Here is a 23,400-nt window from a genome sequence, read left to right on the forward strand (position 1 = left end):
GGGGCAGGTGGGCTGCGACACGCGGTCGCAGCCCGGAGCAATCACATGCCCGAATAGTTCGGGCCGCCACCGCCCTGCGGGGTCACCCAGACGATGTTCTGGGTCGGGTCCTTGATGTCGCAGGTCTTGCAGTGCACGCAGTTCTGCGCGTTGATCTGCAGGCGCGCGTTATCGGCTTCACCGACGAACTCGTACACACCCGCCGGGCAGTAGCGGGCTTCCGGGCCGGCGTACTCGGCCAGGTTCACCTTCACCGGAATGCTGGGGTCCTTCAGCGTCAGGTGGCTGGGCTGGTTCTCGTCGTGGTTGGTGCTGCTGAGGAACACCGAGCTGAGACGGTCGAAGGTCAGCACGCCATCCGGCTTCGGGTAGGCGATGCGGGTGTGCTTGGCCGCCGGCTCCAGGCAGACGTGATCCGGCTGCGTGCGGTGCAGGGTCCACGGCGGATTGCGCACGCCCAGCTTCGGCAGCAGCCACTGCTCCACGCCGGTCATCAGCGTGGCCACGGTCTGGCCCTTCTTGAACCACTGCTTGAAGTTCTTGGCCTGCTGCAGCTCGGTGAACAGCCAGCTGGCTTCGAAGGCCTTTGGATAGGCGCTCAGTTCGTCGTGCTGGCGGTCGGCGGCCAGCGCGTCGAACGCGGCATCGGCGCACAGCATGCCGGTCTTGATCGCGGCATGGCTGCCCTTGATGCGGCTGGCGTTGAGGTAGCCGGCCTCGCAGCCGACCAGCGCGCCACCGGGGAACACGGTCTTGGGCAGCGACAGCAGGCCACCGGCGGTGATCGCACGCGCGCCGTAACCGATGCGGGTGCCACCCTCCAGGTGCTTGCGGATGGACGGATGGGTCTTGAAGCGCTGGAACTCTTCGAACGGGCTCAGCCACGGGTTCCTGTAGTCCAGGCCAACCACATAACCGATGGCGACCTTGCCGCCGTCGGCGTGGTACAGGAACGCACCGCCGTAGGTGTCGCTGTCCAGCGGCCAGCCGGCGGCGTGCACCACCAGGCCCGGCTCATGCTTGGCCGGGTCGATCTGCCACAGTTCCTTGATGCCGATGCCGTAGGCCTGCGGGTCCTTGCCTTCGTCCAGCTTGTAGCGTGCGATCAGCTGGCGGCCGAGGTGGCCGCGTGCGCCTTCGGCGAAGATCGTGTACTTGGCCTGCAGCGCCATGCCGCGTTCGAAGGCCGGGCCGATGCTGCCGTCCTTCTCGATGCCCATGTCGCCGGTGGCCACGCCGATCACTTCACCGTTGTCGCCGTACAGCACCTCGGCTGCGGCGAAGCCGGGGAAGATCGCCACTTCCAGCGCTTCGGCCTGCTGCGCCAGCCAGCGGGTCACTTCACCCAGGCTGATGATGTAGTTGCCTTCGTTGTGGAAGCACTCCGGCAGCAGCGCATTGGGCGTGCTGCGTGCGCCGGTTTCGCTGAGGAACAGGAATTCGTCGCGGGTGACCTTCTGCTTCAGCGGTGCGCCGCGCTCGGCCCAGTCCGGGAACAGTTCGGTCAGTGCGCGCGGATCCATCACGGCGCCGGAAAGGACGTGCGCGCCCGGTTCGGAGCCCTTCTCCAGCACGCACACCGACAGGTCGCGGCCGGCTTCGATCGCGCGCTGGCGCAGGCGGATCGCGGTGGCCAGGCCGGCGGGGCCGGCGCCGACGATCACCACGTCGAACTCCATTACTTCACGCGGGGGCAGGGCGTTGGCTTCAGCGCTCATCGATTGCATGACTCGTGGGTAGGGCCGGCATCGGGGCCACCGGCGGTGCCTGGGAATCGCGCGTGCAGCCACGAGCGAAACGGTTGTTTGAATGTGTCAGGGTACCGGGCCGCGCGTGATCGAGCTAGATCGACGATGTTCACGTCATGATTGCTGCGGTGCAGCGTAATGCACGTGGCCGGGTAGGTGCCAACCTTGGTTGGCACATTGTTTCACCGCCCGGACCCGCTTCCGTGTGGACCAAGGTCCACACCTGCCAGACGCGATGCTTGCGGATGACCGACAATGGCCGGGTCCTGACTGCGCGTGAGTGCCATGGCTTTGCATCCGTACGATCTGTTCGATGTCCGTTCCCTGCTCAACGAGGAAGAGCGCGCGGTGCAGGAGAGCGTCGCCCGCTTCACCAACGAGCGCGTGCTGCCGATCATCGGCGATGCCTTCGACCAGGCCCGCTTCCCTTCAGAGCTGGTGCCGGAGATCGCCGCGCTGGGCCTGCTCGGTGCCACCCTGCCAGCCGAGTACGGCGGCGGCGACCTGGGTGCGGTCAGCTATGGCCTGATCTGCCAGGAGCTGGAGCGCGGTGATTCGGGCCTGCGCAGCTTCGTCTCGGTGCAGAGCTCGCTGTGCATGTACCCGATCTATGCCTACGGCAGCGAGGAACAGCGCCAGCAGTGGCTGCCGGCGATGGCGCGCGGTGAGCTGATCGGCTGCTTCGGCCTGACCGAGGCACACGGCGGTTCCGATCCGGCCAGCATGAAGACCCGCGCTGTGCGCGACGGCAGCGATTGGCGCATCAGCGGCAGCAAGATGTGGATCACCAGCGGCCCGGTGGCCGATCTGGCCATCGTCTGGGCGCAGACCGAAGACGGCATCCAGGGCTTCGTGCTGGAAAAGGGCATGGCCGGCTTCACCACGCAGGAGATCAAGCACAAGATGAGCCTGCGCGCGTCGCTGACCGGCGCGTTGTTCTTCGACGACGTGCGCGTGCCCGACAGCCACCGCCTGCCGAACGTGAAGGGCCTGAAGGGCCCGCTGGGTTGCCTGACCCAGGCCCGCTACGGCATCAGCTGGGGCCCGATCGGCGCTGCCATTGCCTGCCTGGATGAAGCGCTGGGCTATGCCAAGGAACGCGTGCTGTTCGGTCGCCCGCTGGCGGCCACGCAGAGCGCGCAGATCAAGCTGGCCGAAATGGCCCGCCGCATCACCACCGCGCAGCTGCTGGCGCTGCAGCTGGGCCGCCTGAAGGAAGCTGGCCAGCTGCAGCCGCAGCAGGTCAGCCTGGCCAAGTGGAACAACTGCCGCATGGCCATCGACATCGCCCGTGAGTGTCGCGATCTGCTGGGCGGGGCCGGCATCACCACCGAGCATGTAGCGATCCGGCATGCGCTGAACCTGGAATCGGTGATCACCTATGAAGGCACCGAGACCGTGCACCAGCTGGTGATCGGCCGCGAACTGACCGGCATCAACGCGTTCTAGGCGGTGCGGGGAACACCATCCACGCATGGCGTGGATCAACTGCACATGGCACCTGCCACGGCCACCTGGGATGTGCTTTGGTAGGTGCCAACCTTGGTTGGCACATTCCTTCAGCGCGCGACCGGGCATCGGTGCGGACCAAGGTCCGCACCCACCAGAAGCAGGTCCACACCCACCTGAGGCGGTTTACGCGCCGCCAGCAAACCCGTGCTGCCGCCACGCTTCGTACATCACCACCGCAACGGTGTTGGAAAGATTGAGGCTGCGGTTGTCCGGCCGCATCGGCAGGCGCAGGCGGCGGCCATCGGGCAAGGCATCGAGCACGTCCTGCGGCAGGCCGCGGCTTTCCGGGCCGAACAGGAAGGCATCACCATCTTCAAAGGCCACGCTGTCGTAGCGCACGCTGGCCCGGGTACTCAGTGCGAACAAGCGCTTTGGTGCGATCCGCGCCAGCGCGGTGTCCAGGTCGGGGTGCACCTGCAGGCGCGAGTATTCGTGGTAGTCCAGGCCGGCGCGCTTGAGCTGCTTGTCTTCCAGTGCGAAGCCGAGCGGCTCGACCAGGTGCAGCTGCGCGCCGGTGTTGGCGCAGAGCCGGATCACATTGCCCGTGTTGGGCGGGATTTCCGGTTGGAACAGGATCACATGGAACTGGGGCGCGGCATTCATCGGCGCAGTGTACCTGCGACGACCGCCGCCTTTACGGCGCACGCCCTGCGCTGGGCAGGGCGGCACCGCTTACGGGCGCAGCAGGACCTGGGCGGTTTCGGTGGCCAGGGCCTGCAGGTCGGCGGCGCTCGGGCGCACCTGCAGGGCCGGCAGGTTGACGATGACCGAGTTGGCGACGTTGGTGGCGGCAGCAGCCAGGGTGGCGGCGTAGCGCTGGGCTTCCATTTCGGCGGCCAGGGCGACGCGCTGTTCCAGGCTCGGGCGCACTTCCACCGAGGCCAGGGTGGTGATCGGCATCGCGGCAGCAACCGGGGCGGCAACGTAGCCGTTGCGCTCGGCCAGCTGGTCGGCGCTCGGGCGCACTTCCACGGTGGCCAGGGTCGGGATGCCGCTGGCCTGTTCCCAGGCCTGCTGGGCCAGCTGGTCGGCGGCCGGGCGGACCTGCACGGTGGCCAGGGTCTGGATGGATTCGGAGGCCTGCACCGACGAAACAACCGCGGTGCCGGCGATCAGGGCGATGGCGATGGCAATGGTCTTGGCGTTCATGACGGGGCCTGTTTAGTGTTGGTGATCAGTGGTGTGGTAGTAAGGTAGTACACCGATTATGGGCTTGCAAGGAAAATTTTCGGTTTCCTGCATGTGTTCAGTCTTCAGTCAGCTTTCATCTGAAGCCCTTCCTGGCGCAGGAAGTACCAAGCAATCCCCGTGCCAACTTTTAGTTGTTGATTTGCAAGAGTTTTTGTTTGGCCGAGAAGTGTCCGGTAGGCGGACACCTGTCCATTCGATGTGCTGCGGACACTGTCCGGACGGTCCTGGCGGGCGCTTGTGACCGGTCGGGCAGCGCAGATCGGCGCTGCGGATGGGGCACAGGGGCAAACACCCCCAGTGACTGCTGGCCGATTCCTGCCGCTGCGTGCGCAGGCTAGGATCGGGGTTCACCTATGTGACCAAGGATCCGGATATGTCTCTCGCCCTTCGCCCGCGCGCTGCACTGCTGGCCGTCGCCCTCAGCACCGCCCTGGGCACGCTTGTGCCTTCCCATGCGCTGGCGGCCAAGCCGGCCGCACCGGCCAAGGTCGATATCCCGTATGAGCAGTTCACCCTGCCCAACGGCCTGCGCGTGATCGTGCATACCGATCGCAAGGCGCCGATCGTCGCCGTCAACGTCTGGTACCACGTGGGCAGCAAGGACGAACCGGCCGGCCGTACCGGCTTCGCGCACCTGTTCGAACACCTGATGTTCCAGGGCAGCGAAAACCACGACGGCGAATTCTTCGAACCGTTCAAGCAGGTCGGTGCCACCAACCAGAACGGCACCACCAATACCGACCGCACCAACTACTTCGAGAACGTACCCACCACCGCGCTGGACATGGCGCTGTGGATGGAGTCGGACCGCATGGGCCATCTGGTCGGTGCGATCGACCAGGCGGCGCTGGACGAGCAGCGTGGCGTGGTGCAGAACGAGAAGCGCCAGGGCGAGAACCAGCCCTACGGTCAGGCCTGGGACCAGCTCAACAAGGCGCTGTACCCGGTAGGCCACCCGTATCACCACGGCGTGATCGGTTCGATGAACGATCTGAACGCGGCGTCGCTGGATGACGTGAAGACCTGGTTCCGCACCTGGTACGGCCCGAACAACGCGGTGCTGGTGCTGGCCGGCGACATCGACCTGGCCACTGCCAAGGAAAAGGTCGGCAAGTACTTCGGCAGCATCCCGGCCGGCCCGACCATGGCGCAGCCGGCAGTGAACGTGGCCAAGCGCAACGCCGACACGCGCGAGACGATGACCGACAAGGTGCCGCAGGCGCGCATCTACCGCGCCTGGAACGTGCCGCAGGTCGGCACCACCGATGTCGATCAGCTGCAGCTGTTCGCGCAGGTCCTGGGCGGTGCCAAGTCCTCGCGCCTGAGCCAGCGCCTGCAGCACCAGGACAAGCTGGTGGACAGCATCGCCTCGGGCCTTTCGACCTCGCAGCTGGGTTCGAACTTCGTGATCATGGCGACGGTCAAGCAGGGCCAGGACCCGGCCAAGGTCGAGAAGATCATCGACGAGGAACTGGACCGCCTGATCAAGCAGGGTCCCACCGCGGCCGAGCTGGAGCGCGCCAAGACCGGTGCCCGCGCCGGCTTCATCCGCGGCATCGAGCGCATCGGCGGCTTCGGCGGCAAGGCCGACGCACTGGCCGAGTGCGCGGTGTTCACCGGCGACCCGGGCTGCTTCCGCACCTCGCTGGCCAACATCGAGAAGGCCAGTGCCGCTGATCTGAGCCGGCTGGGCGCGCAGTGGCTGGACAAGGGCAGCCACACCCTGGTGATCGCACCGGGTGAGCGTGTGGCGCTGAAGGAAGACCCGAGCCAGGCACCGAAGCCGTTCAACGTTCCCGCGGTGGACCCCAAGTACAGCACCTTGCCGGAGCAGGTCGACCGCAAGGCCGGCGTGCCGCAGACCCGCGAGTTCCCGCAGCTGAAGTTCCCGGCGCTGCAGCGCGCCACGCTGAAGAACGGCACCCAGGTGATCCTGGCCGAACGCCACGAGATTCCGGTGGTGCAGTTCAGCTACCAGTTCCCGGGCGGCTTCAGCGCCGACCAGGGCCGCAAGCCGGGCACCGCCAACTTCACCATGAGCCTGATGACCGAAGGCGCCGGCAAGCTCGGCTCGCTGGCCTTCGCCGATGCTGCCGATGCGCTGGGCGCCAGCCTGGATGCCTCGGCCGGCCTGGACTCGATGAGCGTGGACCTGTCGGCACTGAAGGAAAACCTGGCACCGTCGCTGGCGCTGTACCGCGACCTGCTGCGCGAGCCGCGCTTCGAGCAGGGTGAGATCGACCGGGTCAAGGCGACCTGGATCGCCGGCATCCAGCAGGAGAAGGTCAACCCGGGTGCGGTGGCGATGCGCGTGCTGCCGCCACTGCTGTATGGCAAGGGCCACCCGTATGCCATTCCGTTCACCGGCAGTGGCGATGAGGCGGCGATCAGCGGCCTGACCCGCGAAGATCTGGTTGATTTCCACCGCGACTGGCTGCGCCCGCAGAACGGCACCCTGATCGTGGTCGGTGATACCACGCTGGCGGAAATCGTGCCGCTGCTGGACAAGCAGCTGGGCGACTGGAAGGCTGCCGGCGATGCCCCGCAGGTGAAGGCGGCCACCGACGTCGCATTGCCGAAGGGCCCGCGCGTGTTCCTGATCGACCAGCCGGGCGCGGTGCAGGCCAACCTGTTCGCCGGCCAGGTGGTCGCGCCGTCCAGCGCCACCAGCTCGACCCGCTTCGATATTGCCAACGGCGTGATCGGTGGCGACTTCACCTCGCGCCTGAACATGAACCTGCGTGAGGACAAGCACTGGTCGTACGGTGCGCGCAGCAGCGCGATCAATTCGGTGGGCCAGCGCCCGTGGATGGCCAGCGCGCCGGTGCAGATCGACAAGACCGGCCCGGCGATGGCGGAAATGCGCAAGGAAATCGCCGCGTTCGCCGACGGCAGCAAGCCGGCCACCGCCGCCGAGGTCAACCGCATCCGCAACATCCAGACCCTGAGCCTGCCCGGTGCCTATGAGACCGCCAGCGCGGTGGCGTCGACCATCGGTTCGATCGTGCAGTTCAAGCGCCCGGACGACTACGTGCTGCGCCGCAAGGCCGAGATCGAGGCGATGACCCCGGCACAGGTGCAGCAGGCCGCCGCCGAGATCAAGCCGCAGGCGCTGACCTGGGTGGTGGTGGGTGACCTCAAGCAGACCGAAGCGGCCGTGCGCGCGCTGAACCTGGGCGAGGTGACCGTGATCGATGCCGAAGGCAACCCGGTCAAGAAGTAAGGCACTACCCGGCCCGCCATGGGGCGGGCCGGCTCCTCCGGTAGTGCCGGCCGCTGGCCGGCAACTCCGTGACCCGAAGGCGGGGTCAGGCTCCCCTGCGGGGGATCTGACCCCACCCACCGGCTACCCCCGATTCAGGCTGTTCAGGCAGAATCCCCCCATACCCTTCCAGGATCTGCCCATGCGCGTTCTGCTGCTTTCCTCCCTGCTGCTCACCGTCACCGCCTGTACCTGGGTGCCGATCGAACCGGCCGGCAAGGCGACCCGCGTGCTGCCGGCAGGCCCGGTTCCCGCTGGCTGCATCGCCAAGGGCGAGGTGGTGGTCACCGTGAAGAGCAAGGTCGGCTTCTACAACCGCAACCCGCTGCGTGTGCAGGAAGAGCTGGAAACCCTGGCCCGCAACGAGGCCCCGAGCGCCGGCGCCAACGCCGTACAGGCCGCCGCCGCTCCGGCCGATGGCAGCCAGCGCTTCGCCGCTTTCCAGTGCCCGCCGCGCTGAACGCTTCACCATACGGCCAAGCCTGAATTCGTAAAGATGCGGTGAAGGCCCCGGGGGTTATAGAATAGCGCCCCCTTTTGCCTGAGCCTTGGCGCTAACCTCGATGCTCTTCAAGAATGTCTCGATCGCCGGCCTGGCACACGTTGATGCGCCGCATACGCTGACGACCAAGGAAATCAACGAGCGGCTGCAGCCGACGTTGGATCGCCTCGGTATCCGCACCGACGTGCTCGGCGATATCGCCGGCATCCATGCCCGCCGCCTGTGGGACAACGGCGTGCTTGCGTCCGATGCCGCCACCATGGCCGGCCGCAAGGCGCTGGAAGACGCGGGCATCGATGCGACGCAGGTCGGCCTGCTGGTCAACACCTCGGTCAGCCGCGACTACCTGGAGCCGTCCACGGCCTCCATCGTGTCGGGCAACCTCGGCGTCAGCGACGAGTGCATGACCTTCGACGTCGCCAATGCCTGCCTGGCCTTCATCAACGGCATGGATATCGCGGCGCGCATGATCGAGCGCGGCGACATCGACTACGCGCTGGTGGTGGATGGCGAGACCGCCAACCTGGTGTACGAGAAGACCCTGGAGCGCATGACCGCCCCGGACGTCACCGCCGACGACTTCCGCAACGAGCTGGCCGCCCTGACCACGGGTTCGGGCGCCGCCGCGATGGTGATGGCGCGCTCGGAACTGGTGCCGGATGCGCCGCGCTACAAGGGTGGCGTGACCCGCTCGGCCACCGAGTGGAACCAGCTGTGCCTGGGCAACCTGGACCGCATGGTCACCGACACCCGCCTGCTGCTGATCGAAGGTATCAAGCTGGCGCAGAAGACCTTCAGCGCCGCCAAGATCGCACTCGGCTGGGCTGTGGAAGAACTGGACCAGTTCGTGATCCACCAGGTCAGCCAGCCGCACACCGCCGCGTTCATCAAGAACTTCGGCATCGACCCGAAGAAGGTCATGACCATCTTCGGCGAGCACGGCAACATCGGCCCGGCCTCGGTGCCGATCGTGCTGAGCAAGCTCAAGCAGCTGGGCAAGCTGAAGAAGGGCGATCGCATCGCGCTTCTGGGCATTGGCTCGGGCCTGAACTGCTCGATGGCTGAAGTGGTCTGGTAAAAAAGTCACCGCTGACCTGCTGCACGATGGGCAGCGATGATTTTTCCAAGTGTCCAGGGGCCGGTTCTACCGGCCCTTTCTACAGGTGCGATTCGATGTCCCAGCTTCCCGGTTACCCCGCCCACCCGCAGCGCTTCGAGGTCCGCCCCGGCCTGTCGATGAACTATCTCGACGAAGGCCCGCGCGATGGCGAAGTGGTGGTGATGGTGCATGGCAACCCTTCGTGGAGCTATTACTGGCGCACGCTGGTGGCCGGCCTGTCGGACACGTACCGCTGCATCGTGCCGGATCACATCGGCATGGGCCTGTCGGACAAGCCCGATGACAGCCGCTACGAGTACACGCTGCAGTCGCGCGTGGACGACCTTGATGCGCTGCTGAAGCACCTGGGCATCACCGGTCCGGTGACCCTGGCCGTGCACGACTGGGGCGGCATGATCGGCTTCGGCTGGGCGCTGTCGCACCACGACCAGGTGAAGCGCCTGGTGGTGCTCAACACCGCCGCGTTCCCGATGCCGGCAGCGAAGACGATGCCGTGGCAGATCGCGCTGGGCCGGCACTGGAAGATCGGCGAGTGGATCATCCGCACCTTCAACGCGTTCTCGTCCGGTGCCTCGTGGCTGGGTGTGGAGCGGAAGATGCCGGCCGATGTGCGCCGCGCCTACGTGTCGCCGTACAACAACTACGCCAACCGCATCAGCACCATCCGTTTCATGCAGGACATCCCGCTGTCGCCGGCCGACAAGGCCTGGTCGCTGCTGGAGCGTGCCGGCAAAGCGCTGCCGTCGTTCGCGGACCGCCCGGCCTTCCTCGGCTGGGGCCTGCGCGACTTCGTGTTCGACCACCACTTCCTGAAGGGCTTCCAGGCCGCGCTACCGCAGGCCCAGGTGCATGCCTTCGAGGACGCTGGTCATTACGTGCTGGAAGACAAGCACGAAGTGCTGGTGCCGGAAATCCGCGCGTTCCTGGACAAGAACCCGATCTGAGGTGTGCCGACCAACGGTCGGCACCCACCGGAAGAGGACATGGGTAGGTGCCGACCGTTGGTCGGCACACCCGAAGGGTTCATGAGGTTGCCGGCCAGCGGCCGACACTACCACTACGCCGCGATCGGCGCCTGCGGTGACGGGCTGTTGCCGTTGTCGTCCGGGTGGTCGTCGTCGTTGCCCGCTTCGTCGCGCCAGCGCCAGTCGGCCAGGGTCAACGGATCCAGGCCATAGGCAATGCGCGCCTTGTCGCACTGCGGGCTGGCCTTGCCGTACTCCCACGATGCATCCACCTCACGGCACACGCTGGGCCGGTTGGGGTGGATGGTGCAGCGTGAATACACGCCGATCTGCGCATCCAGCGCCACGCAGCGCACCGGCTTGGAGTGGGTGCCGCGCATGCACAGGCGATGCGGGTCCAGCACCTCGGTCAGCTGGTGCGGTACGCCGCCGGGGGTGACCTCGTCCGATTCCATCCAGTGGAAGGCCACGCGGTATTGGGTGCAGCAGGCGCCGCAGGTCATGCAGGGATGTTGCATGGGCAAGCCGCCTCGGGCGGCAGTCGGAATCAGGAACGAGGGTGCGGATTTTCCACGAAGTTGGCCGCCGCGCAAGAAATTCCGTAAGCGGCGACAATGAACGGATGAACCGACCCTGCAATATTGCCGCCCGTTTGCCTGAACTGGCGCGTGAACGGCCCGACCAGATCGCCATCCGCTGCCCGGGCCGCCGTGGCGCCGGCAACGGCATGGCCGCCTACGACGTGACCCTGGATTACCGCCAGCTGGACGCCCGCAGCGACGCCATGGCGGCTGGCCTGGCAGGCTACGGGATCGGTCGCGGGGTGCGCACGGTGGTGATGGTGCGGCCGTCGCCGGAGTTCTTCCTGTTGATGTTTGCCCTGTTCAAACTGGGTGCGGTGCCGGTGCTGGTCGACCCGGGCATCGACAAACGCGCGCTGAAGCAGTGCCTGGATGAGGCGCAGCCGGAGGCTTTCATTGGCATTCCGCTGGCACACGTGGCGCGGTTGGCGCTGCGCTGGGCGCGCTCGGCGACCCGCCTGGTCACCGTCGGCCGCCGCCTCGGCTGGGGCGGGACCACGCTGGCCGCGCTGGAGCGCGCCGGTGCCAACGGGGGGGCGATGCTGGCCGCCACCGATGGCGAGGACATGGCCGCGATCCTGTTCACCAGCGGCTCCACCGGCGTGCCCAAGGGCGTGGTCTACCGCCACCGTCATTTCGTCGGCCAGATCCAGCTGCTGGGCAGTGCCTTTGGCATGGAAGCGGGCGGGGTGGACCTGCCGACCTTCCCGCCGTTTGCCTTGTTCGACCCGGCGCTGGGCCTGACCTCGGTGATCCCGGACATGGACCCGACCCGGCCGGCACAGGCCGACCCGGCACGCCTGCATGACGCCATCCAGCGCTTCGGCGTGACCCAGCTGTTTGGCTCGCCTGCGCTGATGCGGGTGCTGGCCCGTCACGGCCGGCCGTTGCCGACGGTGACCCGGGTGACCTCGGCCGGTGCGCCGGTGCCGCCGGATGTGGTCGCCACCATCCGCAGCCTGTTGCCGGCCGATGCGCAGTTCTGGACCCCGTACGGCGCCACCGAGTGCCTGCCGGTGGCGGTGGTGGAAGGCCGCGAGCTGGAGCGCACCCGTGCCGCCACCGAGGCCGGTGCCGGTACCTGCGTGGGCAGCGTGGTTGAACCGAATGAGGTGCGCATCATCGGCATCGATGACGCACCGTTGGCCGACTGGTCGCAGGCGCGCGTGCTGGCCACCGGCGAGGTGGGCGAGATCACCGTGGCCGGACCGACCGCTACCGACAGTTACTTCAACCGCCCGCAGGCCACCGCGGCGGCGAAGATCCGCGAGACCCTGGCCGATGGCAGCACGCGCGTGGTGCACCGCATGGGTGACGTGGGCTACTTCGATGCGCAGGGCCGCCTGTGGTTCTGCGGCCGCAAGACCCATCGCGTGGAAACCGCACGGGGGCCGCTGTACACCGAACAGGTGGAGCCGGTGTTCAATACCGTGCCCGGGGTGGCGCGCACGGCGCTGGTCGGTGTTGGTCCGGCGGGAGCACAGGTGCCGGTGCTGTGCGTGGAGCTGCAGCGTGGCCAGTCAGACAGCCCGGCGCTGCAGGAGGCGCTGCGTGCGCACGCCGCAGCCCGCGCACCGGAGGCCGGCCTGCAGCACTTCCTGGTGCATCCGGCGTTCCCCGTCGATATCCGTCACAACGCCAAGATCGGCCGCGAGAAGCTCGCCGTCTGGGCCAGCGCCGAACTGGAGAAGCGCGCATGAAGATCCTGGTCACCGGTGGTGGTGGTTTCCTTGGCCAGGCGCTGTGCCGTGGGCTGGTCGAACGTGGCCACCAGGTGCTGGCGTTCAACCGCAGCCACTACCCGGAACTGCAGGCCATGGGCGTGGGCCAGATCCGCGGCGATCTGGCCGATGCGCAGGCGGTGCTGCACGCGGTGGCCGGCGTCGATGCGGTATTTCACAACGGCGCCAAGGCCGGCGCCTGGGGCAGCTATGACAGCTACCACCAGGCCAACGTGGTCGGCACCGACAACGTGATCGCCGCCTGCCGCGCGCACGGCATCAGCCGGCTGGTCTACACCTCCACGCCCAGCGTGACCCACCGCGCGACCCACCCGGTGGAAGGCCTGGGGGCTGATGAGGTGCCGTACGGCGAGGACTTCCAGGCACCGTATGCGGCGACCAAGGCGATCGCCGAACAGCGCGTGCTGGCGGCCAATGACGCCTCGTTGGCGACGGTGGCGCTGCGCCCGCGCCTGATCTGGGGCCCGGGCGACCAGCAGCTGGTGCCGCGCCTGGCCGAACGTGCGCGGCAGGGCCGCCTGCGGCTGGTCGGCGACGGCAACAACAAGGTGGATACCACTTACATCGACAATGCCGCGCTCGCGCACTTCCTCGCTTTCGAAGCATTGGCGCCGGGCGCGGCTTGTGCGGGCAAGGCCTACTTCATTTCCAACGGCGAACCGCTGCCCATGCGCGAGCTGGTCAACAAGCTGCTGTCCGCGGTGGGTGCACCAACGGTGGACAAGGCGATCAGCTTCAAGACCGCTTATCGCATCGGTGCGGTCTGCGAGCGGCTGTGGCCGCTGCTGCGCCTGCGTGGCGAGCCGCCGCTGACCCGCTTCCTGGCCGAGCAGCTGTGCACGCCGCACTGGTACAGCATGGAGCCGGCGCGCCGTGACTTCGGCTACGTGCCGCAGGTCAGCATTGAAGAAGGGCTGCGCAGGCTGAAGGCTTCATCTGCCGCATAGGTCGCCATCACTGGTTGCACACCGCCAGATCGGGAGGATGGACCCACGCCATCCAACGGCCCGGACATCTGCGAGGAGCACCATGCTGCATTACGCCGTTATTTTCTTCGTCATCGCCATCATCGCTGCCGTGCTCGGCTTCTCCGGCATCGCCGGTGCCGCCAGCAACATCGCCTGGATCCTGTTCGTTGTGTTCCTGGTACTGGCAGTGATTTCGATGTTCCGCAAGCGCGGCTAGAAGACCGCTGGGTAGTGCCGGCCGCTGGCCGGCACTGCTCTTTCCGGTGGGTGCCGACCGTTGGTCGGCACGCATCTTTGTAGAGTCGAGCCATGCTCGACTCATGAAAAGCAGTCGAGCATGGCTCGACTCTACAGAGAGCGCTGCTACACAGCGCTGTGCAATCCGCGATCGGCTGCATGACGCTCCAGCGCCAGTTCGATCAGGCGCGTGATCAGCGTGGTGTAGTCCACACCGCTGGCGCCCCACAGCTTCGGGTACATGCTGATGCGGGTGAAGCCCGGCAGCGTGTTGACCTCGTTGATGACGATCTCGCCGTCTGCGGTGAGGAACACATCCACGCGCGCCATGCCCGCACACTCCAGCGCCTGGTAGGCCCGCAGCGCGATCTGCTGGATACGCGCCTGGGTTGCAGCATCGATATCCGCCGGCACCACCACCTCGGCGCCATCCTCGTTGATGTACTTGGTGTCGTAGGCGTAGAACTCGTCGTGCACCACCACCTCGCCGCACAGGCTGGCCTGCGGCTGTTCGTTGCCCAGCACCGCGCACTCGATCTCACGGCCGACCACCGCCGATTCGACCAGCACCTTGTGGTCATAGCGCAGCGCCAATGCAAGTGCCTCGGCGAAGCCCGCCGCATCCTTGACCTTGCTCACACCCACCGACGAACCCTGGTTGGCCGGCTTCACGAACAACGGCAGGCCGAGCTGCGCGATCACCGCATCGACATCAACGTCAGCGGCCTGGTGACGTCGGATGCACAGCCACGGCGCCACCTGCAGGCCAGCGTCGCGCAACAGGCGCTTGGTGACGTCCTTGTCCATCGCCACCGCCGAGCCCAGTACCGGAGAACCGACGAAAGGCAGGTTGGCCATGCGCAGCAGCCCCTGCAGCGCACCGTCCTCGCCCAGCGGCCCGTGCACGATCGGCAGTACCACATCGATCTGGCCCAGCGCGCTGGCCGCATCGGACGGCTGCAGCTGTGCCTGCTCAGCACCCGGGCGTACCGCCAGCGACGTGCCGGACCGATGCAGCGCGATGCGCGACGGATCATCGGCATTGATCAGGAAGGTATCCGGCTGGCTCAGATGCCATTGGCCCTGCTTGTCGATACCGACCAGCACCGGCTCGAAGCGCTCGCGATCAAGCGCATCGAGGATGTTCTTCGCCGACTGCAGCGAAACTTCGTGCTCGGAGGACTTGCCCCCGAAGATGATGCCGACCCGGGTCCGTGCCATGGTGTTGCGATGTCCTGTGCGTTGCGTGGCCGTACAGCATGAACCTTCCATTGACGCACAGGTGAGGCACAGATGAACCGCCTGACGGTCGGCTCGAGTAGCGGCCAACCCTGGTTGGCACCCCCGGAAATCCAGCGCCGACCAAGGTCGGCATCCACCAACGCGAGATGCCATCAGCATTGGGGTCAGAGCCCGTTGCGCAGCAACGGGATCCGACCCCGGATAGCCTGACAGATCGCAGGAACCTGTCGAAGGCGGGGTGGGTCCGGTTGCGGGGGCGTGAGCCGCATGGGCCCGAGGCATGCCTCGGGCGGGTTGGGCAGGACGCCCAACCCCGGTCTTGCCGTGTGCGCAGGACAGCGCACACGAGCAAGCGGCGACCGAGCTTACAGGGACGTACTTGCAGCGGCCCCCGCAACCGAACCCACCCCGCCTCTCCACAGGAAGCCAGCCTTTGATGTTGCTCTGGCAGTCGCCTCTGCGGGTGCCGGGCGGCAGCCCGGCCCAAGCCCCCCACCCACGCAGGTAGAATGCGCACATGGCTCTCTCCCTGCTCAAGTCCCTCAAGCCGGTCGCTGGCCGCGCCCTGCAGATCGCCCTGAACCGCGCGCTGGCGCTGGATCCGGATACCCGCCATGCACTGGCCAGCCTCGACGGCCGGCACATCGACCTGACCCTGGAAGCGCCGTCGCTGGCCATGCGCATCAGCGTCGACGGTGATGCACTGCGGGTCGGCCCGGTGGACGCGCAGGAAGCCGACCTGGCCGTGCGCAGCAGCCTGGCCGGCGTGCTGGCGCAGCTGCCGCTGCTGGCCAACGCACGGCGCGGCGACAACAACGGCAAGGGTCGCGTGCGCGTGGCCGGTGATGCCGAACTGGCGCGTCGCCTGCAGCAGCTGGCCAAGGGCTTCGACCCGGACTGGCAGCAGCCCTTCGTCAGCGTGTTCGGCGAGGTGCTGGGCGTGCAGGTGGCCAACACCCTGCGCGGTGCCCTTCAGCACGCGCGCCAGGGCGCGATCGACCTGGCCCACAGCGCCGCCGAGTTCATCACCGAGGAATCGCGCGACGTGGTGCCGCGTGCCGAGCTGGATGCCTTCCACGACGATGTGGACGTGCTGCGCGACGACGTCGAACGCCTCGGTGCACGCGTGCAGCGTCTGCGGGGTGCCGCATGAAGGCCGTGCTGCGTGCCAGCCGCATCGGCCGGGTGATCCTGCGTTACCGCCTCGACGACCTGTTGCAGGGCACTCCCGCCGAGCGCTGGCTGCGCCTGGCCAAGCCGTTCGTGCCGCGCGCCTCGGCCGACATCGCCGCTCAGTCGCGCGGTGCACGCCTGCGTCTGGCGCTGCAGGATCTGGGCCCGATCTTCGTAAAGTTCGGCCAGATCCTGTCCACCCGCCGCGACCTGGTGCCGCCGGATGTGGCCAATGAACTGACCCTGCTGCAGGACCGGGTCAAGCCGTTCGATGGTGAGACCGCGCGTCGCATCGTCGAGGAAGCGCTGGGCCTGCCGGTCAGCGAGGCCTTCGCCAGCTTCGATACCGAACCGCTGGCCTCGGCCTCGATCGCGCAGGTGCACGCAGCCACGCTGGCCGATGGCCGCCAGGTGGTGGTCAAGGTGCTGCGCCCGGGCATCGAGAAGCAGATCGACGCCGATATCGCGTTGCTCAATTCGCTGGCTGCCCTGGTCGAGCGCACCCACCCGCGCGCCGAAAAGATCCGCCCGCGCGAAGTGGTGGCCGAAGTCGAGAACACCCTGGCTGCCGAGCTGGACCTGCAGCGCGAAGGCGCCAATGCCAGCGTGCTGCGCCGCTTCTGGGAAAACAGCGACGATCTGTACGTGCCGGAAGTGATCTGGAGCCACACCGCCGAGCGGGCACTGACCCTGGAACGCGTGTGGGGCATCCCGTCCGATGACATCGCCGCACTGGACAAGGCCGGCATCGACCGCAAGGCGCTGGCCGCCAAGGGCGTGCGGGTGTTCTACACCCAGGTGTTCCGCGACAACTTCTTCCACGCCGATGCGCACGCCGGCAACATCTGGGTCGACACCGATCCGGCGCGCCGCGCCAACCCGCGTTTCATCGCGCTGGACTTCGGCATCATGGGCCAGCTCTCGCAGGAAGATCAGTACTACCTGGCCGAGAACTTCATGGCCATCTTCAACCGCGATTACCGCCGCATCGCCGAACTGCACGTGCAGGCGCGCTGGATGCCGGACAACGTGCGCATCGATGACCTCGAGGCCGCCGTGCGTTCGGTGTGCGAGCCGTACTTCACCCGGCCGCTGTCGCAGATCTCGCTGGCCGAAGTGCTGATGAAGCTGTTCCGCGTGGCCCAGCGTTACCAGCTGACCCTGCAGCCGCAGCTGATCCTGCTGCAGAAGACCCTGCTGAACATCGAAGGCGTCGGCCGCCAGCTCGACCCGCAGATCGACATCTGGGCGGTGGCCAAGCCGGTGCTGGCGAAGATCCTGCGCGAGCGTTACAGCCCGCGCCGGGTGGTACGCGAGATCGGCAAGCGCCTGCCGGAAATCATGACCCATGCGCCGGACATGCCGCGCCTGGTGCACGCCTGGCTGACCCAGCAGGTGGAAGGCCGCCACGAACTGTCGATGCGTTCGCGCGACCTGGCCGCACTGGATGCCAGCGTGCAGCGCCTGCAGAAGCATGCGGTCGGCGCGATCACCGGTGTCGGCCTGCTGGCCATCGCTGCACTGATGTATGTGCTGCAGCCGCCGGGCTGGTACTGGGGCGACGTGCCGGCGTGGAGCTGGCTGTCCGGTGCGGTCGGCGCAGTGGCGCTGCTGCGCGCGTGGTGGAAGTAGGCCCCATGCTGCAGGCACTCAAGGACGAACTGATCCGCTTCGGCGCCGACAACGACGCACGCGAGAGCGAGCGCGGCCGACGCATGCTCAACATCACGCCCGACACCGGTGAATTCCTGTCGGTGCTGGTGCGCTTCGGCAACGCTCGCCGGGTGCTGGAAATCGGTACGTCCAACGGCTATTCCACGCTGTGGCTGGCCGAGGCAACCGCCGCCATCGACGGCCACGTGACCACGCTGGAATACGCCGAGAACAAGGTGGCGATGGCGCGTGATACCTTCGCGCGCAGTGGTCTGGCCGATCGCATCACGCTGGTCCACGACGATGCCGGGCTCTGGCTGGCGCAGGCCGCCGATGCCTGCATCGACCTGCTGTTCCTCGATTCGGACCGCGGGCAGTACGCCGGCTGGTGGCCGCAGCTGCGTCGTGTGCTGCGCCCGGGTGGCCTGCTGGTGGTGGACAACGCCACCTCGCATGCGGAAGAGATGCAACCGCTGCGCGTGCTGCTGGACGCTGATCCGGACTTCAGCACCAGCCTGGTGCCGGTGGGCAACGGCGAGCTGCTGGCCGTGCGCAGCGCCTGACCGCTCTACAGGTAGGTGCCAACCTTGGTTGGCACGCTGTTGCCGGCCGCTGGTCGGCAACCGCAGCCATCCGACTGCCCGGAGACAGCCGGCCAGCGGCCGGCTCTACCCCATTCAGTGCCCAGCCCCGATAATCCTGCCGTGAGCACCGAACCCGATACCCTCGCCGCGGTCGAGACCGACACCGTGCCCCTGCAGCTGCTGCACCTGGATGAGCGCCTGGCCGTGGTCAACAAGCCTGCCGGGCTGATGGTCCACGACAGCAAGCTGGCTCGTGGCGAAGACGACTTCCTGGCCGACCGCCTGCGCGAGCAGCTGGGCCGCCCGATCTTCCTCGTGCATCGCCTGGACCGGGCCACCAGTGGCTGCCTGCTGCTGGCCTTCGACCGCGATACCGCCAGTGCGCTGGGCAAGGCCCTGATGGGCGGCGAAGTGCTGAAGGACTACCTGACGGTCTGCCGGGGCTGGCCGGCCGAGCTCGCCTGGCAGGTCGATCATGATCTGGACGGCGGCCCGGGCAAGCCGGTGAAAAAGCCGGCGATCACCGACTTCCAGCGCCTGGCCACCGGCGAGCTGTCGGTGCCGGTCGGTGAATTCACCAGCTCGCGCTACGCACTGCTGCGCTGCCAGCCGCAGACCGGACGCTTCCGGCAGATCCGCCGGCACCTCAAGCACCTCTCGCATCACATGATCGGCGACACCAGCCACGGCGATGGCCGCCACAACCGCATCTTCCGCATGCAGGGCGTGCACCGCATGCTGCTGCACGCCGAGCGCCTGCGCTTCCCGCATCCGGACGGTGGCACGGTGGACGTGCGTGCGCCGTTGGACGGCGGGTTCCAGAAGGCGCTGGACCTGTTCGGTTGGCAGGTGGATACCGATTGACGGTAGTGCCGGCCGCTGGCCGGCATCTGCGCGATTCCATATGTAATGGGGAGCCGGCCAGCGGCCGGCACTACCTCATTTCTTTTCCGGCTCGTTGACGATCGCTTCCAGATCCTTCTGCAGGTCCGCGAACAGCGGCTGCATGCGCGCCTGGATTGCCACCATCACGTTCTGCATCAGCGCCGGGGTCTTGTCCAGCAGGCTCTGGCCGGCCGCGCTCTCGTAGAACTCGGCCATCGCCAGCACGTCTTCCTTGCTGAAGGTCTTTTTGTACAGGTCCACGTACATCGGTCGCAGCTGCTGCCACGACAGGGCCTGGCGCAGGGTCTGGCTGGTCCGCGCCTGGATCCGCTTCAGCTGTTCCTGCTGCTGGGCATTGAGCTGGCGCTGCGCGGCCACCTGCTGGAACTGCTGCTGCTGCATCGCCTCGATCTGCGGCAGCATGGTGTCGATCATGCTCTGCGCGCGCGAGGCCGACAGCAGGCGGTTGATGTCGCCATCGGTCGGCGGCGCGGCCAGGGCCGGAACGCTCGCCACGGCCAGCGCCAGCAGCAGGGCAGCGCGGCGCAGCAGGGACGGCAGGGCGGGTACGGTGCGGGTCATGCGGGGCTTCCTGCAGTACATGGGACGGCCAGCATACCCGCAGCCAAGGCGAAGGCGGCGTGTTCGGTACCTGATCGGCGGCATACGGGGCGCGATGCCGCACTCCGGTGCGTGGCTGCCGCTACAATGCGCGGATGGGCAGTGGACCGGTCACCATCAGCGCGCAGCTTGAAATCCCCGACGGCGAGATCGTCGAGCGGTTCGTGCGTGCCAGTGGCGCCGGTGGCCAGAACGTCAACAAGGTCTCCACCGCGGTGGAACTGCGTTTCGATGTGGCCAACTCGCCCTCGTTGCCCGAACCGTTGCGCGCGCGCCTGCTGGCGCGGCGTGACCGGCGCATGACCGGCGAAGGCGTGCTGGTCATCGACGCGCAACGTTTCCGGACCCAGGATCGCAATCGCGAGGATGCGCGCGATCGGCTGGCGGCCTTCATCCAGGCCGGGCTGAGCGTGCCCAAGCCGCGCAAGACCACCAAGCCGACCCTCGGGTCGAAACTGCGTCGTCTGGACGCCAAACGCGGGCGCGCGCAGATCAAGCGCGGGCGCTCATCACGTGACTGGGAGTGATTGCTTGAACAACCCGACTTCGTTGCTGCCGGCCGTGCCGCCGCAGATGCCGCAGGTCAAACCCAACGCCTTCCTGCGCTGGCTGGCGCGCTGCACCCTGCGCATGGGCGGCTGGAAGGTGACCGGTACCCTGCCTGACATCCCCAGGCTGGTCTTCATCATCGCCCCGCATTCGTCCAACTGGGATGGCCTGTGGGGCATGGCCGCGAAGATCGCGCTGGGCATGAAGGTGAAGGTGCTGGGCAAGGCATCGCTGTTCTGGTGGCCGCTCGGCCCGCTGCTGCACAAGCTGGGTGTGATCCCGCTGGACCGCAGCTCGCCGCAGGGCACCGTCGGCCAGGCCGTGGACCTGCTGCGCAACAACGAGAAGATGTGGTTCGCCATCACGCCCGAGGGCACCCGCAAGGCCGTGAAGGACTGGAAGGCCGGCTTCCTGAAGATCGCGCGGATGGCCGACGTGCCGATCCTGGCCGCGTATTTCCACTACCCGGAGAAGACCATCGGCATCGGCCCGCTGTTCACGCCGACCGGCGATGACGCCGCCGACATGGCCGCCATCCGCGAGTTCTACCGGCCCTGGATCGGCAAGACCCGCGGTACGGTCTGAGCCGGCCGCAGGCTGCCGCATAGACGCCACGTCCGGCACATGCCGGGCGAGCGCGACAGGAGTAGGGTGGAGGGCTGGTATCCCGTACCGTCTGCCCAAGGAGTGTTTTACATGTCGCGTACCGTAGTCCTGGCCGCCGCCATCAGCCTGGCGCTGGCGGCCTGTTCCGGCAAGGAGTCCACCCCCGTGTCCGATGCCCAGAAAGCCCCGGCCCAGCAGCCGGCCGAAGCCTCCACCAATCCGCTGCTGAGCGCCAGCACGCTGCCGTTCCAGGCGCCGCAGTTCGACAAGATCAAGGACAGCGACTACCTGCCGGCGTTCGAAGAAGGCATGCGCCAGCACCTGGCCGACGTGCGCAAGATCGCTGACAGCAGCGAGCCGGCCACCTTCGACAACACCATCGTGGCGATGGAGCGCAGCGGCGAGACGCTGAACCGTGTGTCGCGCATCTTCTTCGGCCTGGTCCAGGCCGATACCAACGATGCGCGCCAGAAGATCCAGGAAGACGTGGCGCCGAAGCTGGCCGCGCACCAGGACGAGATCAACCTCGATCCGAAGCTGTTCGCGCGCGTGAAGTCGCTGTACGACCAGCGTGACACGCTGGAGCTGGACCCGGTGCAGAAGCGCCTGGTCGAGCACTACTACGACGGCCTGGTGCGCGCCGGTGCGCAGCTGTCCGATGCCGACAAGGCGAGTCTGCGCAAGCTCAACGTGGAAGAGACCACCCTTTCCACCCAGTTCCATACCCGCTTGGTGGCCGCCACCGCCGCTGCGGCCGTCGTTGTCGACGACAAGGCCAAGCTGGCCGGCCTGGACGAGGACGCGATCAACAACGCCGCCAACGCCGCCAAGGACCGCAAGCTGGATGGCAAGTTCCTGCTGCCGCTGCAGAACACCACCCAGCAGCCGGTGCTCGGCTCGCTGAGCGACCGCGACCAGCGTGCCGCCGTGCTGAAGGCTTCGGAAACCCGCGCCGAGCGTGGCGATGCCAACGACACCCGGCAGACCGTGCAGCGCCTGGCCCAGCTGCGTGCGCAGAAGGCCAAGCTGCTCGGCTTTGACACCTTCGCCGACTACCAGCTGGGCGACCAGATGGCCAAGACCCCGGCCGCCGCGCTCAAGCTGCTGACCGACACCGTGCCGGCCGCCACCGCCAAGGCGCGCGCCGAGGCCGGCGAGATCCAGAAGGTGATCGACGCGCAGAAGGGTGGTTTCCAGGTCGCTGCCTCGGACTGGGACTTCTACGCCGAGCAGGTGCGCAAGGCCAAGTACGATCTGGACGAGTCGCAGATCAAGCCGTACTTCGAACTGGACAACGTGCTGCAGAACGGCGTCTTCTACGCCGCCACCCAGCTGTACGGCATCACCTTCAAGCCGCGTACCGACATTCCGACCTACAACCCGGACATGAAGGTGTACGAAGTGTTCGACAAGGACGGCACCTCGCTGGCCCTGTTCTACACCGACTACTTCAAGCGTGACAGCAAGTCCGGCGGTGCCTGGATGGACGTGTTCGTCGAACAGGACGGCCTGACCGGTGCCAAGCCGGTGGTCTACAACGTCTGCAACTTCACCAAGCCGGCCGCCGGCCAGCCTGCGCTGATCAGCTTCGACGACGTGACCACGATGTTCCATGAGTTCGGCCATGCGCTGCACGGCATGTTCTCGAACGTGAAGTACCCGTCGATCGCCGGTACCGCCACCTCGCGTGATTTCGTCGAGTTCCCGTCGCAGTTCAACGAGCACTGGGCGCTGGATCCGAAGGTGTTCGCCAACTACGCCAAGCACTACAAGACCGGCGAGGCGATGCCGCAGGAACTGGTCGACAAGATCCTCAAGGCACGCAGCTTCAACCAGGGCTACGCGACCACCGAGTACCTGTCGGCCGCGCTGCTCGACCTGGCCTGGCATACGCAGAAGGCCGATGCGCCGCTGCAGGATGTCGGCGCCTTTGAAGCCAGCGCGCTGAAGAAGTTCAAGGTCGACCTGCCGCAGGTGCCGCCGCGTTACCGCACCACCTACTTCGATCACATCTGGGGTGGCGGTTACTCGGCCGGTTACTACGCCTACTTCTGGGCCGAAGTGCTGGACCATGACGCCTACCAGTGGTTCACCGAACACGGTGGCCTGACCGCGGCCAACGGCCAGGAGTTCCGCGACAAGATCCTCTCGCGCGGCAACAGCGTGGAGCTGTCGACCCTGTACCGCGATTTCCGCGGCAAGGACCCGTCGGTGGAACCGCTGCTGAAGTTCCGCGGGCTGAAATAAGAAAGCGAAAAC

At 67.1% G+C, this 23,400-nt stretch carries 21 protein-coding genes; 15 read left to right on the forward strand and 6 right to left on the reverse strand.

Features of this window, described 5'->3' with window-relative positions:
* Positions 1–41: 41 nt before the first annotated feature.
* Positions 42–1,718 carry an electron transfer flavoprotein-ubiquinone oxidoreductase gene (locus ACZK13_RS00715; protein ID WP_049461849.1) on the reverse strand — a complete coding sequence of 559 codons (1,677 nt, stop codon included), beginning with the start codon at positions 1,716–1,718 and terminating at the stop codon, positions 42–44.
* Between the two features lie 315 nt (positions 1,719–2,033).
* Here ACZK13_RS00715 and ACZK13_RS00720 point away from each other — a divergent pair, with 315 nt between their 5' ends.
* Positions 2,034–3,197 carry an acyl-CoA dehydrogenase family protein gene (locus tag ACZK13_RS00720; protein WP_071228793.1) on the forward strand — a complete coding sequence of 388 codons (1,164 nt, stop codon included), beginning with the start codon at positions 2,034–2,036 and terminating at the stop codon, positions 3,195–3,197.
* 186 nt (positions 3,198–3,383) lie between these two features.
* Here ACZK13_RS00720 and ACZK13_RS00725 read toward each other — a convergent pair whose 3' ends face one another.
* Together ACZK13_RS00725 and ACZK13_RS00730 are read right to left on the reverse strand one after the other, a co-directional pair.
* Positions 3,384–3,863, reverse strand: coding sequence for a tRNA (cytidine(34)-2'-O)-methyltransferase (locus ACZK13_RS00725; RefSeq protein ID WP_005407625.1), 480 nt, complete (start codon positions 3,861–3,863; stop codon positions 3,384–3,386).
* A gap of 69 nt (positions 3,864–3,932) precedes the next feature.
* Positions 3,933–4,409 carry an XAC0231 family protein gene (locus tag ACZK13_RS00730; RefSeq protein ID WP_032130143.1) on the reverse strand — a complete coding sequence of 159 codons (477 nt, stop codon included), beginning with the start codon at positions 4,407–4,409 and terminating at the stop codon, positions 3,933–3,935.
* Between the two features lie 415 nt (positions 4,410–4,824).
* Between ACZK13_RS00730 and ACZK13_RS00735 the strand changes: the two genes are divergently transcribed.
* The 4 genes from ACZK13_RS00735 (at position 4,825) to ACZK13_RS00750 (ending at position 10,279) form a co-directional block, all read left to right on the forward strand.
* Positions 4,825–7,674: a M16 family metallopeptidase gene (locus tag ACZK13_RS00735; protein WP_478482147.1), complete on the forward strand. Its 2,850-nt coding sequence runs from the start codon at positions 4,825–4,827 to the stop codon at positions 7,672–7,674.
* Between the two features lie 181 nt (positions 7,675–7,855).
* Positions 7,856–8,173, forward strand: a complete 318-nt coding sequence (locus ACZK13_RS00740; protein ID WP_005407628.1) for a DUF4156 domain-containing protein — start codon at positions 7,856–7,858, stop codon at positions 8,171–8,173.
* Between the two features lie 103 nt (positions 8,174–8,276).
* Positions 8,277–9,293 carry a 3-oxoacyl-ACP synthase III gene (locus ACZK13_RS00745; RefSeq protein WP_107431623.1) on the forward strand — a complete coding sequence of 339 codons (1,017 nt, stop codon included), beginning with the start codon at positions 8,277–8,279 and terminating at the stop codon, positions 9,291–9,293.
* Between the two features lie 95 nt (positions 9,294–9,388).
* Entirely contained in the window at positions 9,389–10,279 is an 891-nt protein-coding gene (locus ACZK13_RS00750) for an alpha/beta fold hydrolase (protein ID WP_049400565.1), read from the forward strand.
* 113 nt (positions 10,280–10,392) lie between these two features.
* Here the strand turns inward: ACZK13_RS00750 and ACZK13_RS00755 are convergent, their stop codons facing one another.
* On the reverse strand, positions 10,393–10,818 hold the full coding sequence (locus tag ACZK13_RS00755) for a YkgJ family cysteine cluster protein (protein WP_004135417.1): 426 nt from the start codon (positions 10,816–10,818) through the stop codon (positions 10,393–10,395).
* Between the two features lie 104 nt (positions 10,819–10,922).
* Here ACZK13_RS00755 and oleC point away from each other — a divergent pair, with 104 nt between their 5' ends.
* The 3 genes from oleC to ACZK13_RS00770 all read left to right on the forward strand — a co-directional run bounded on the left by oleC (position 10,923) and on the right by ACZK13_RS00770 (position 13,808).
* Positions 10,923–12,581: an olefin beta-lactone synthetase gene (gene oleC / locus ACZK13_RS00760; protein WP_253145712.1), complete on the forward strand. Its 1,659-nt coding sequence runs from the start codon at positions 10,923–10,925 to the stop codon at positions 12,579–12,581.
* The gene (gene oleD, locus ACZK13_RS00765) at positions 12,578–13,570 is read left to right on the forward strand and encodes a 2-alkyl-3-oxoalkanoate reductase (RefSeq protein ID WP_032130147.1); all 993 of its coding nucleotides are present in this window, start codon (positions 12,578–12,580) and stop codon (positions 13,568–13,570) included. The genes oleC and oleD overlap by 4 nt, the downstream gene beginning before the upstream one ends.
* A gap of 82 nt (positions 13,571–13,652) precedes the next feature.
* On the forward strand, positions 13,653–13,808 hold the full coding sequence (locus ACZK13_RS00770) for a DUF1328 domain-containing protein (RefSeq protein WP_004153593.1): 156 nt from the start codon (positions 13,653–13,655) through the stop codon (positions 13,806–13,808).
* A gap of 146 nt (positions 13,809–13,954) precedes the next feature.
* On the opposite strand, the gene ddlA is transcribed toward ACZK13_RS00770, so the two are convergent.
* On the reverse strand, positions 13,955–15,049 hold the full coding sequence (gene ddlA / locus ACZK13_RS00775; RefSeq protein ID WP_253145722.1) for a D-alanine--D-alanine ligase: 1,095 nt from the start codon (positions 15,047–15,049) through the stop codon (positions 13,955–13,957).
* Positions 15,050–15,587: 538 nt separating this feature from the next.
* On the opposite strand from ddlA, the gene ACZK13_RS00780 reads away from it, so the two are divergent.
* The 4 genes from ACZK13_RS00780 (at position 15,588) to ACZK13_RS00795 (ending at position 19,344) form a co-directional block, all read left to right on the forward strand.
* A complete protein-coding gene (locus tag ACZK13_RS00780) occupies positions 15,588–16,223 on the forward strand; it encodes a ubiquinone biosynthesis accessory factor UbiJ (protein WP_132808782.1) in 636 nt (211 codons plus the stop codon).
* Positions 16,220–17,875 (forward strand): ubiquinone biosynthesis regulatory protein kinase UbiB, encoded by a 1,656-nt coding sequence (gene ubiB, locus ACZK13_RS00785; protein WP_125895904.1) that lies wholly within the window; start codon positions 16,220–16,222, stop codon positions 17,873–17,875. The genes ACZK13_RS00780 and ubiB overlap by 4 nt, the downstream gene beginning before the upstream one ends.
* A gap of 5 nt (positions 17,876–17,880) precedes the next feature.
* On the forward strand, positions 17,881–18,459 hold the full coding sequence (locus ACZK13_RS00790; protein WP_253145724.1) for an O-methyltransferase: 579 nt from the start codon (positions 17,881–17,883) through the stop codon (positions 18,457–18,459).
* 117 nt (positions 18,460–18,576) lie between these two features.
* Positions 18,577–19,344 carry a pseudouridine synthase gene (locus ACZK13_RS00795; RefSeq protein ID WP_430541993.1) on the forward strand — a complete coding sequence of 256 codons (768 nt, stop codon included), beginning with the start codon at positions 18,577–18,579 and terminating at the stop codon, positions 19,342–19,344.
* 75 nt (positions 19,345–19,419) lie between these two features.
* Here the strand turns inward: ACZK13_RS00795 and ACZK13_RS00800 are convergent, their stop codons facing one another.
* Positions 19,420–19,947, reverse strand: coding sequence for a DUF2059 domain-containing protein (locus ACZK13_RS00800; RefSeq protein WP_125895907.1), 528 nt, complete (start codon positions 19,945–19,947; stop codon positions 19,420–19,422).
* Between the two features lie 134 nt (positions 19,948–20,081).
* Between ACZK13_RS00800 and arfB the strand changes: the two genes are divergently transcribed.
* The 3 genes from arfB to dcp all read left to right on the forward strand — a co-directional run bounded on the left by arfB (position 20,082) and on the right by dcp (position 23,388).
* Positions 20,082–20,513, forward strand: coding sequence for an alternative ribosome rescue aminoacyl-tRNA hydrolase ArfB (gene arfB, locus ACZK13_RS00805; protein ID WP_253145734.1), 432 nt, complete (start codon positions 20,082–20,084; stop codon positions 20,511–20,513).
* A 46-nt stretch (positions 20,514–20,559) separates the two neighbouring features.
* Entirely contained in the window at positions 20,560–21,120 is a 561-nt protein-coding gene (locus tag ACZK13_RS00810; RefSeq protein ID WP_223276957.1) for a lysophospholipid acyltransferase family protein, read from the forward strand.
* A gap of 111 nt (positions 21,121–21,231) precedes the next feature.
* Positions 21,232–23,388, forward strand: a complete 2,157-nt coding sequence (gene dcp / locus ACZK13_RS00815; RefSeq protein WP_032130469.1) for a peptidyl-dipeptidase Dcp — start codon at positions 21,232–21,234, stop codon at positions 23,386–23,388.
* Positions 23,389–23,400: the final 12 nt, after the last annotated feature.

It is taken from the genome of Stenotrophomonas sp. 99219_Sma, from assembly GCF_056480785.1.

What these genes read in the sequence shown, in the direction of transcription:
- ACZK13_RS00715 (WP_049461849.1), bottom strand. Translation starts at nt 1,718, where the DNA reads ATGAGCGCTGAAGCCAACGCCCTGCCCCCGCGTGAAGTAATGGAGTTC.
- ACZK13_RS00720 (WP_071228793.1), top strand. Translation starts at nt 2,034, where the DNA reads ATGGCTTTGCATCCGTACGATCTGTTCGATGTCCGTTCCCTGCTCAAC.
- ACZK13_RS00725 (WP_005407625.1), bottom strand. Translation starts at nt 3,863, where the DNA reads ATGAATGCCGCGCCCCAGTTCCATGTGATCCTGTTCCAACCGGAAATC.
- ACZK13_RS00730 (WP_032130143.1), bottom strand. Translation starts at nt 4,409, where the DNA reads ATGAACGCCAAGACCATTGCCATCGCCATCGCCCTGATCGCCGGCACC.
- ACZK13_RS00735 (WP_478482147.1), top strand. Translation starts at nt 4,825, where the DNA reads ATGTCTCTCGCCCTTCGCCCGCGCGCTGCACTGCTGGCCGTCGCCCTC.
- ACZK13_RS00740 (WP_005407628.1), top strand. Translation starts at nt 7,856, where the DNA reads ATGCGCGTTCTGCTGCTTTCCTCCCTGCTGCTCACCGTCACCGCCTGT.
- ACZK13_RS00745 (WP_107431623.1), top strand. Translation starts at nt 8,277, where the DNA reads ATGCTCTTCAAGAATGTCTCGATCGCCGGCCTGGCACACGTTGATGCG.
- ACZK13_RS00750 (WP_049400565.1), top strand. Translation starts at nt 9,389, where the DNA reads ATGTCCCAGCTTCCCGGTTACCCCGCCCACCCGCAGCGCTTCGAGGTC.
- ACZK13_RS00755 (WP_004135417.1), bottom strand. Translation starts at nt 10,818, where the DNA reads ATGCAACATCCCTGCATGACCTGCGGCGCCTGCTGCACCCAATACCGC.
- oleC (WP_253145712.1), top strand. Translation starts at nt 10,923, where the DNA reads ATGAACCGACCCTGCAATATTGCCGCCCGTTTGCCTGAACTGGCGCGT.
- oleD (WP_032130147.1), top strand. Translation starts at nt 12,578, where the DNA reads ATGAAGATCCTGGTCACCGGTGGTGGTGGTTTCCTTGGCCAGGCGCTG.
- ACZK13_RS00770 (WP_004153593.1), top strand. Translation starts at nt 13,653, where the DNA reads ATGCTGCATTACGCCGTTATTTTCTTCGTCATCGCCATCATCGCTGCC.
- ddlA (WP_253145722.1), bottom strand. Translation starts at nt 15,049, where the DNA reads ATGGCACGGACCCGGGTCGGCATCATCTTCGGGGGCAAGTCCTCCGAG.
- ACZK13_RS00780 (WP_132808782.1), top strand. Translation starts at nt 15,588, where the DNA reads ATGGCTCTCTCCCTGCTCAAGTCCCTCAAGCCGGTCGCTGGCCGCGCC.
- ubiB (WP_125895904.1), top strand. Translation starts at nt 16,220, where the DNA reads ATGAAGGCCGTGCTGCGTGCCAGCCGCATCGGCCGGGTGATCCTGCGT.
- ACZK13_RS00790 (WP_253145724.1), top strand. Translation starts at nt 17,881, where the DNA reads ATGCTGCAGGCACTCAAGGACGAACTGATCCGCTTCGGCGCCGACAAC.
- ACZK13_RS00800 (WP_125895907.1), bottom strand. Translation starts at nt 19,947, where the DNA reads ATGACCCGCACCGTACCCGCCCTGCCGTCCCTGCTGCGCCGCGCTGCC.
- arfB (WP_253145734.1), top strand. Translation starts at nt 20,082, where the DNA reads ATGGGCAGTGGACCGGTCACCATCAGCGCGCAGCTTGAAATCCCCGAC.
- ACZK13_RS00810 (WP_223276957.1), top strand. Translation starts at nt 20,560, where the DNA reads ATGCCGCAGGTCAAACCCAACGCCTTCCTGCGCTGGCTGGCGCGCTGC.
- dcp (WP_032130469.1), top strand. Translation starts at nt 21,232, where the DNA reads ATGTCGCGTACCGTAGTCCTGGCCGCCGCCATCAGCCTGGCGCTGGCG.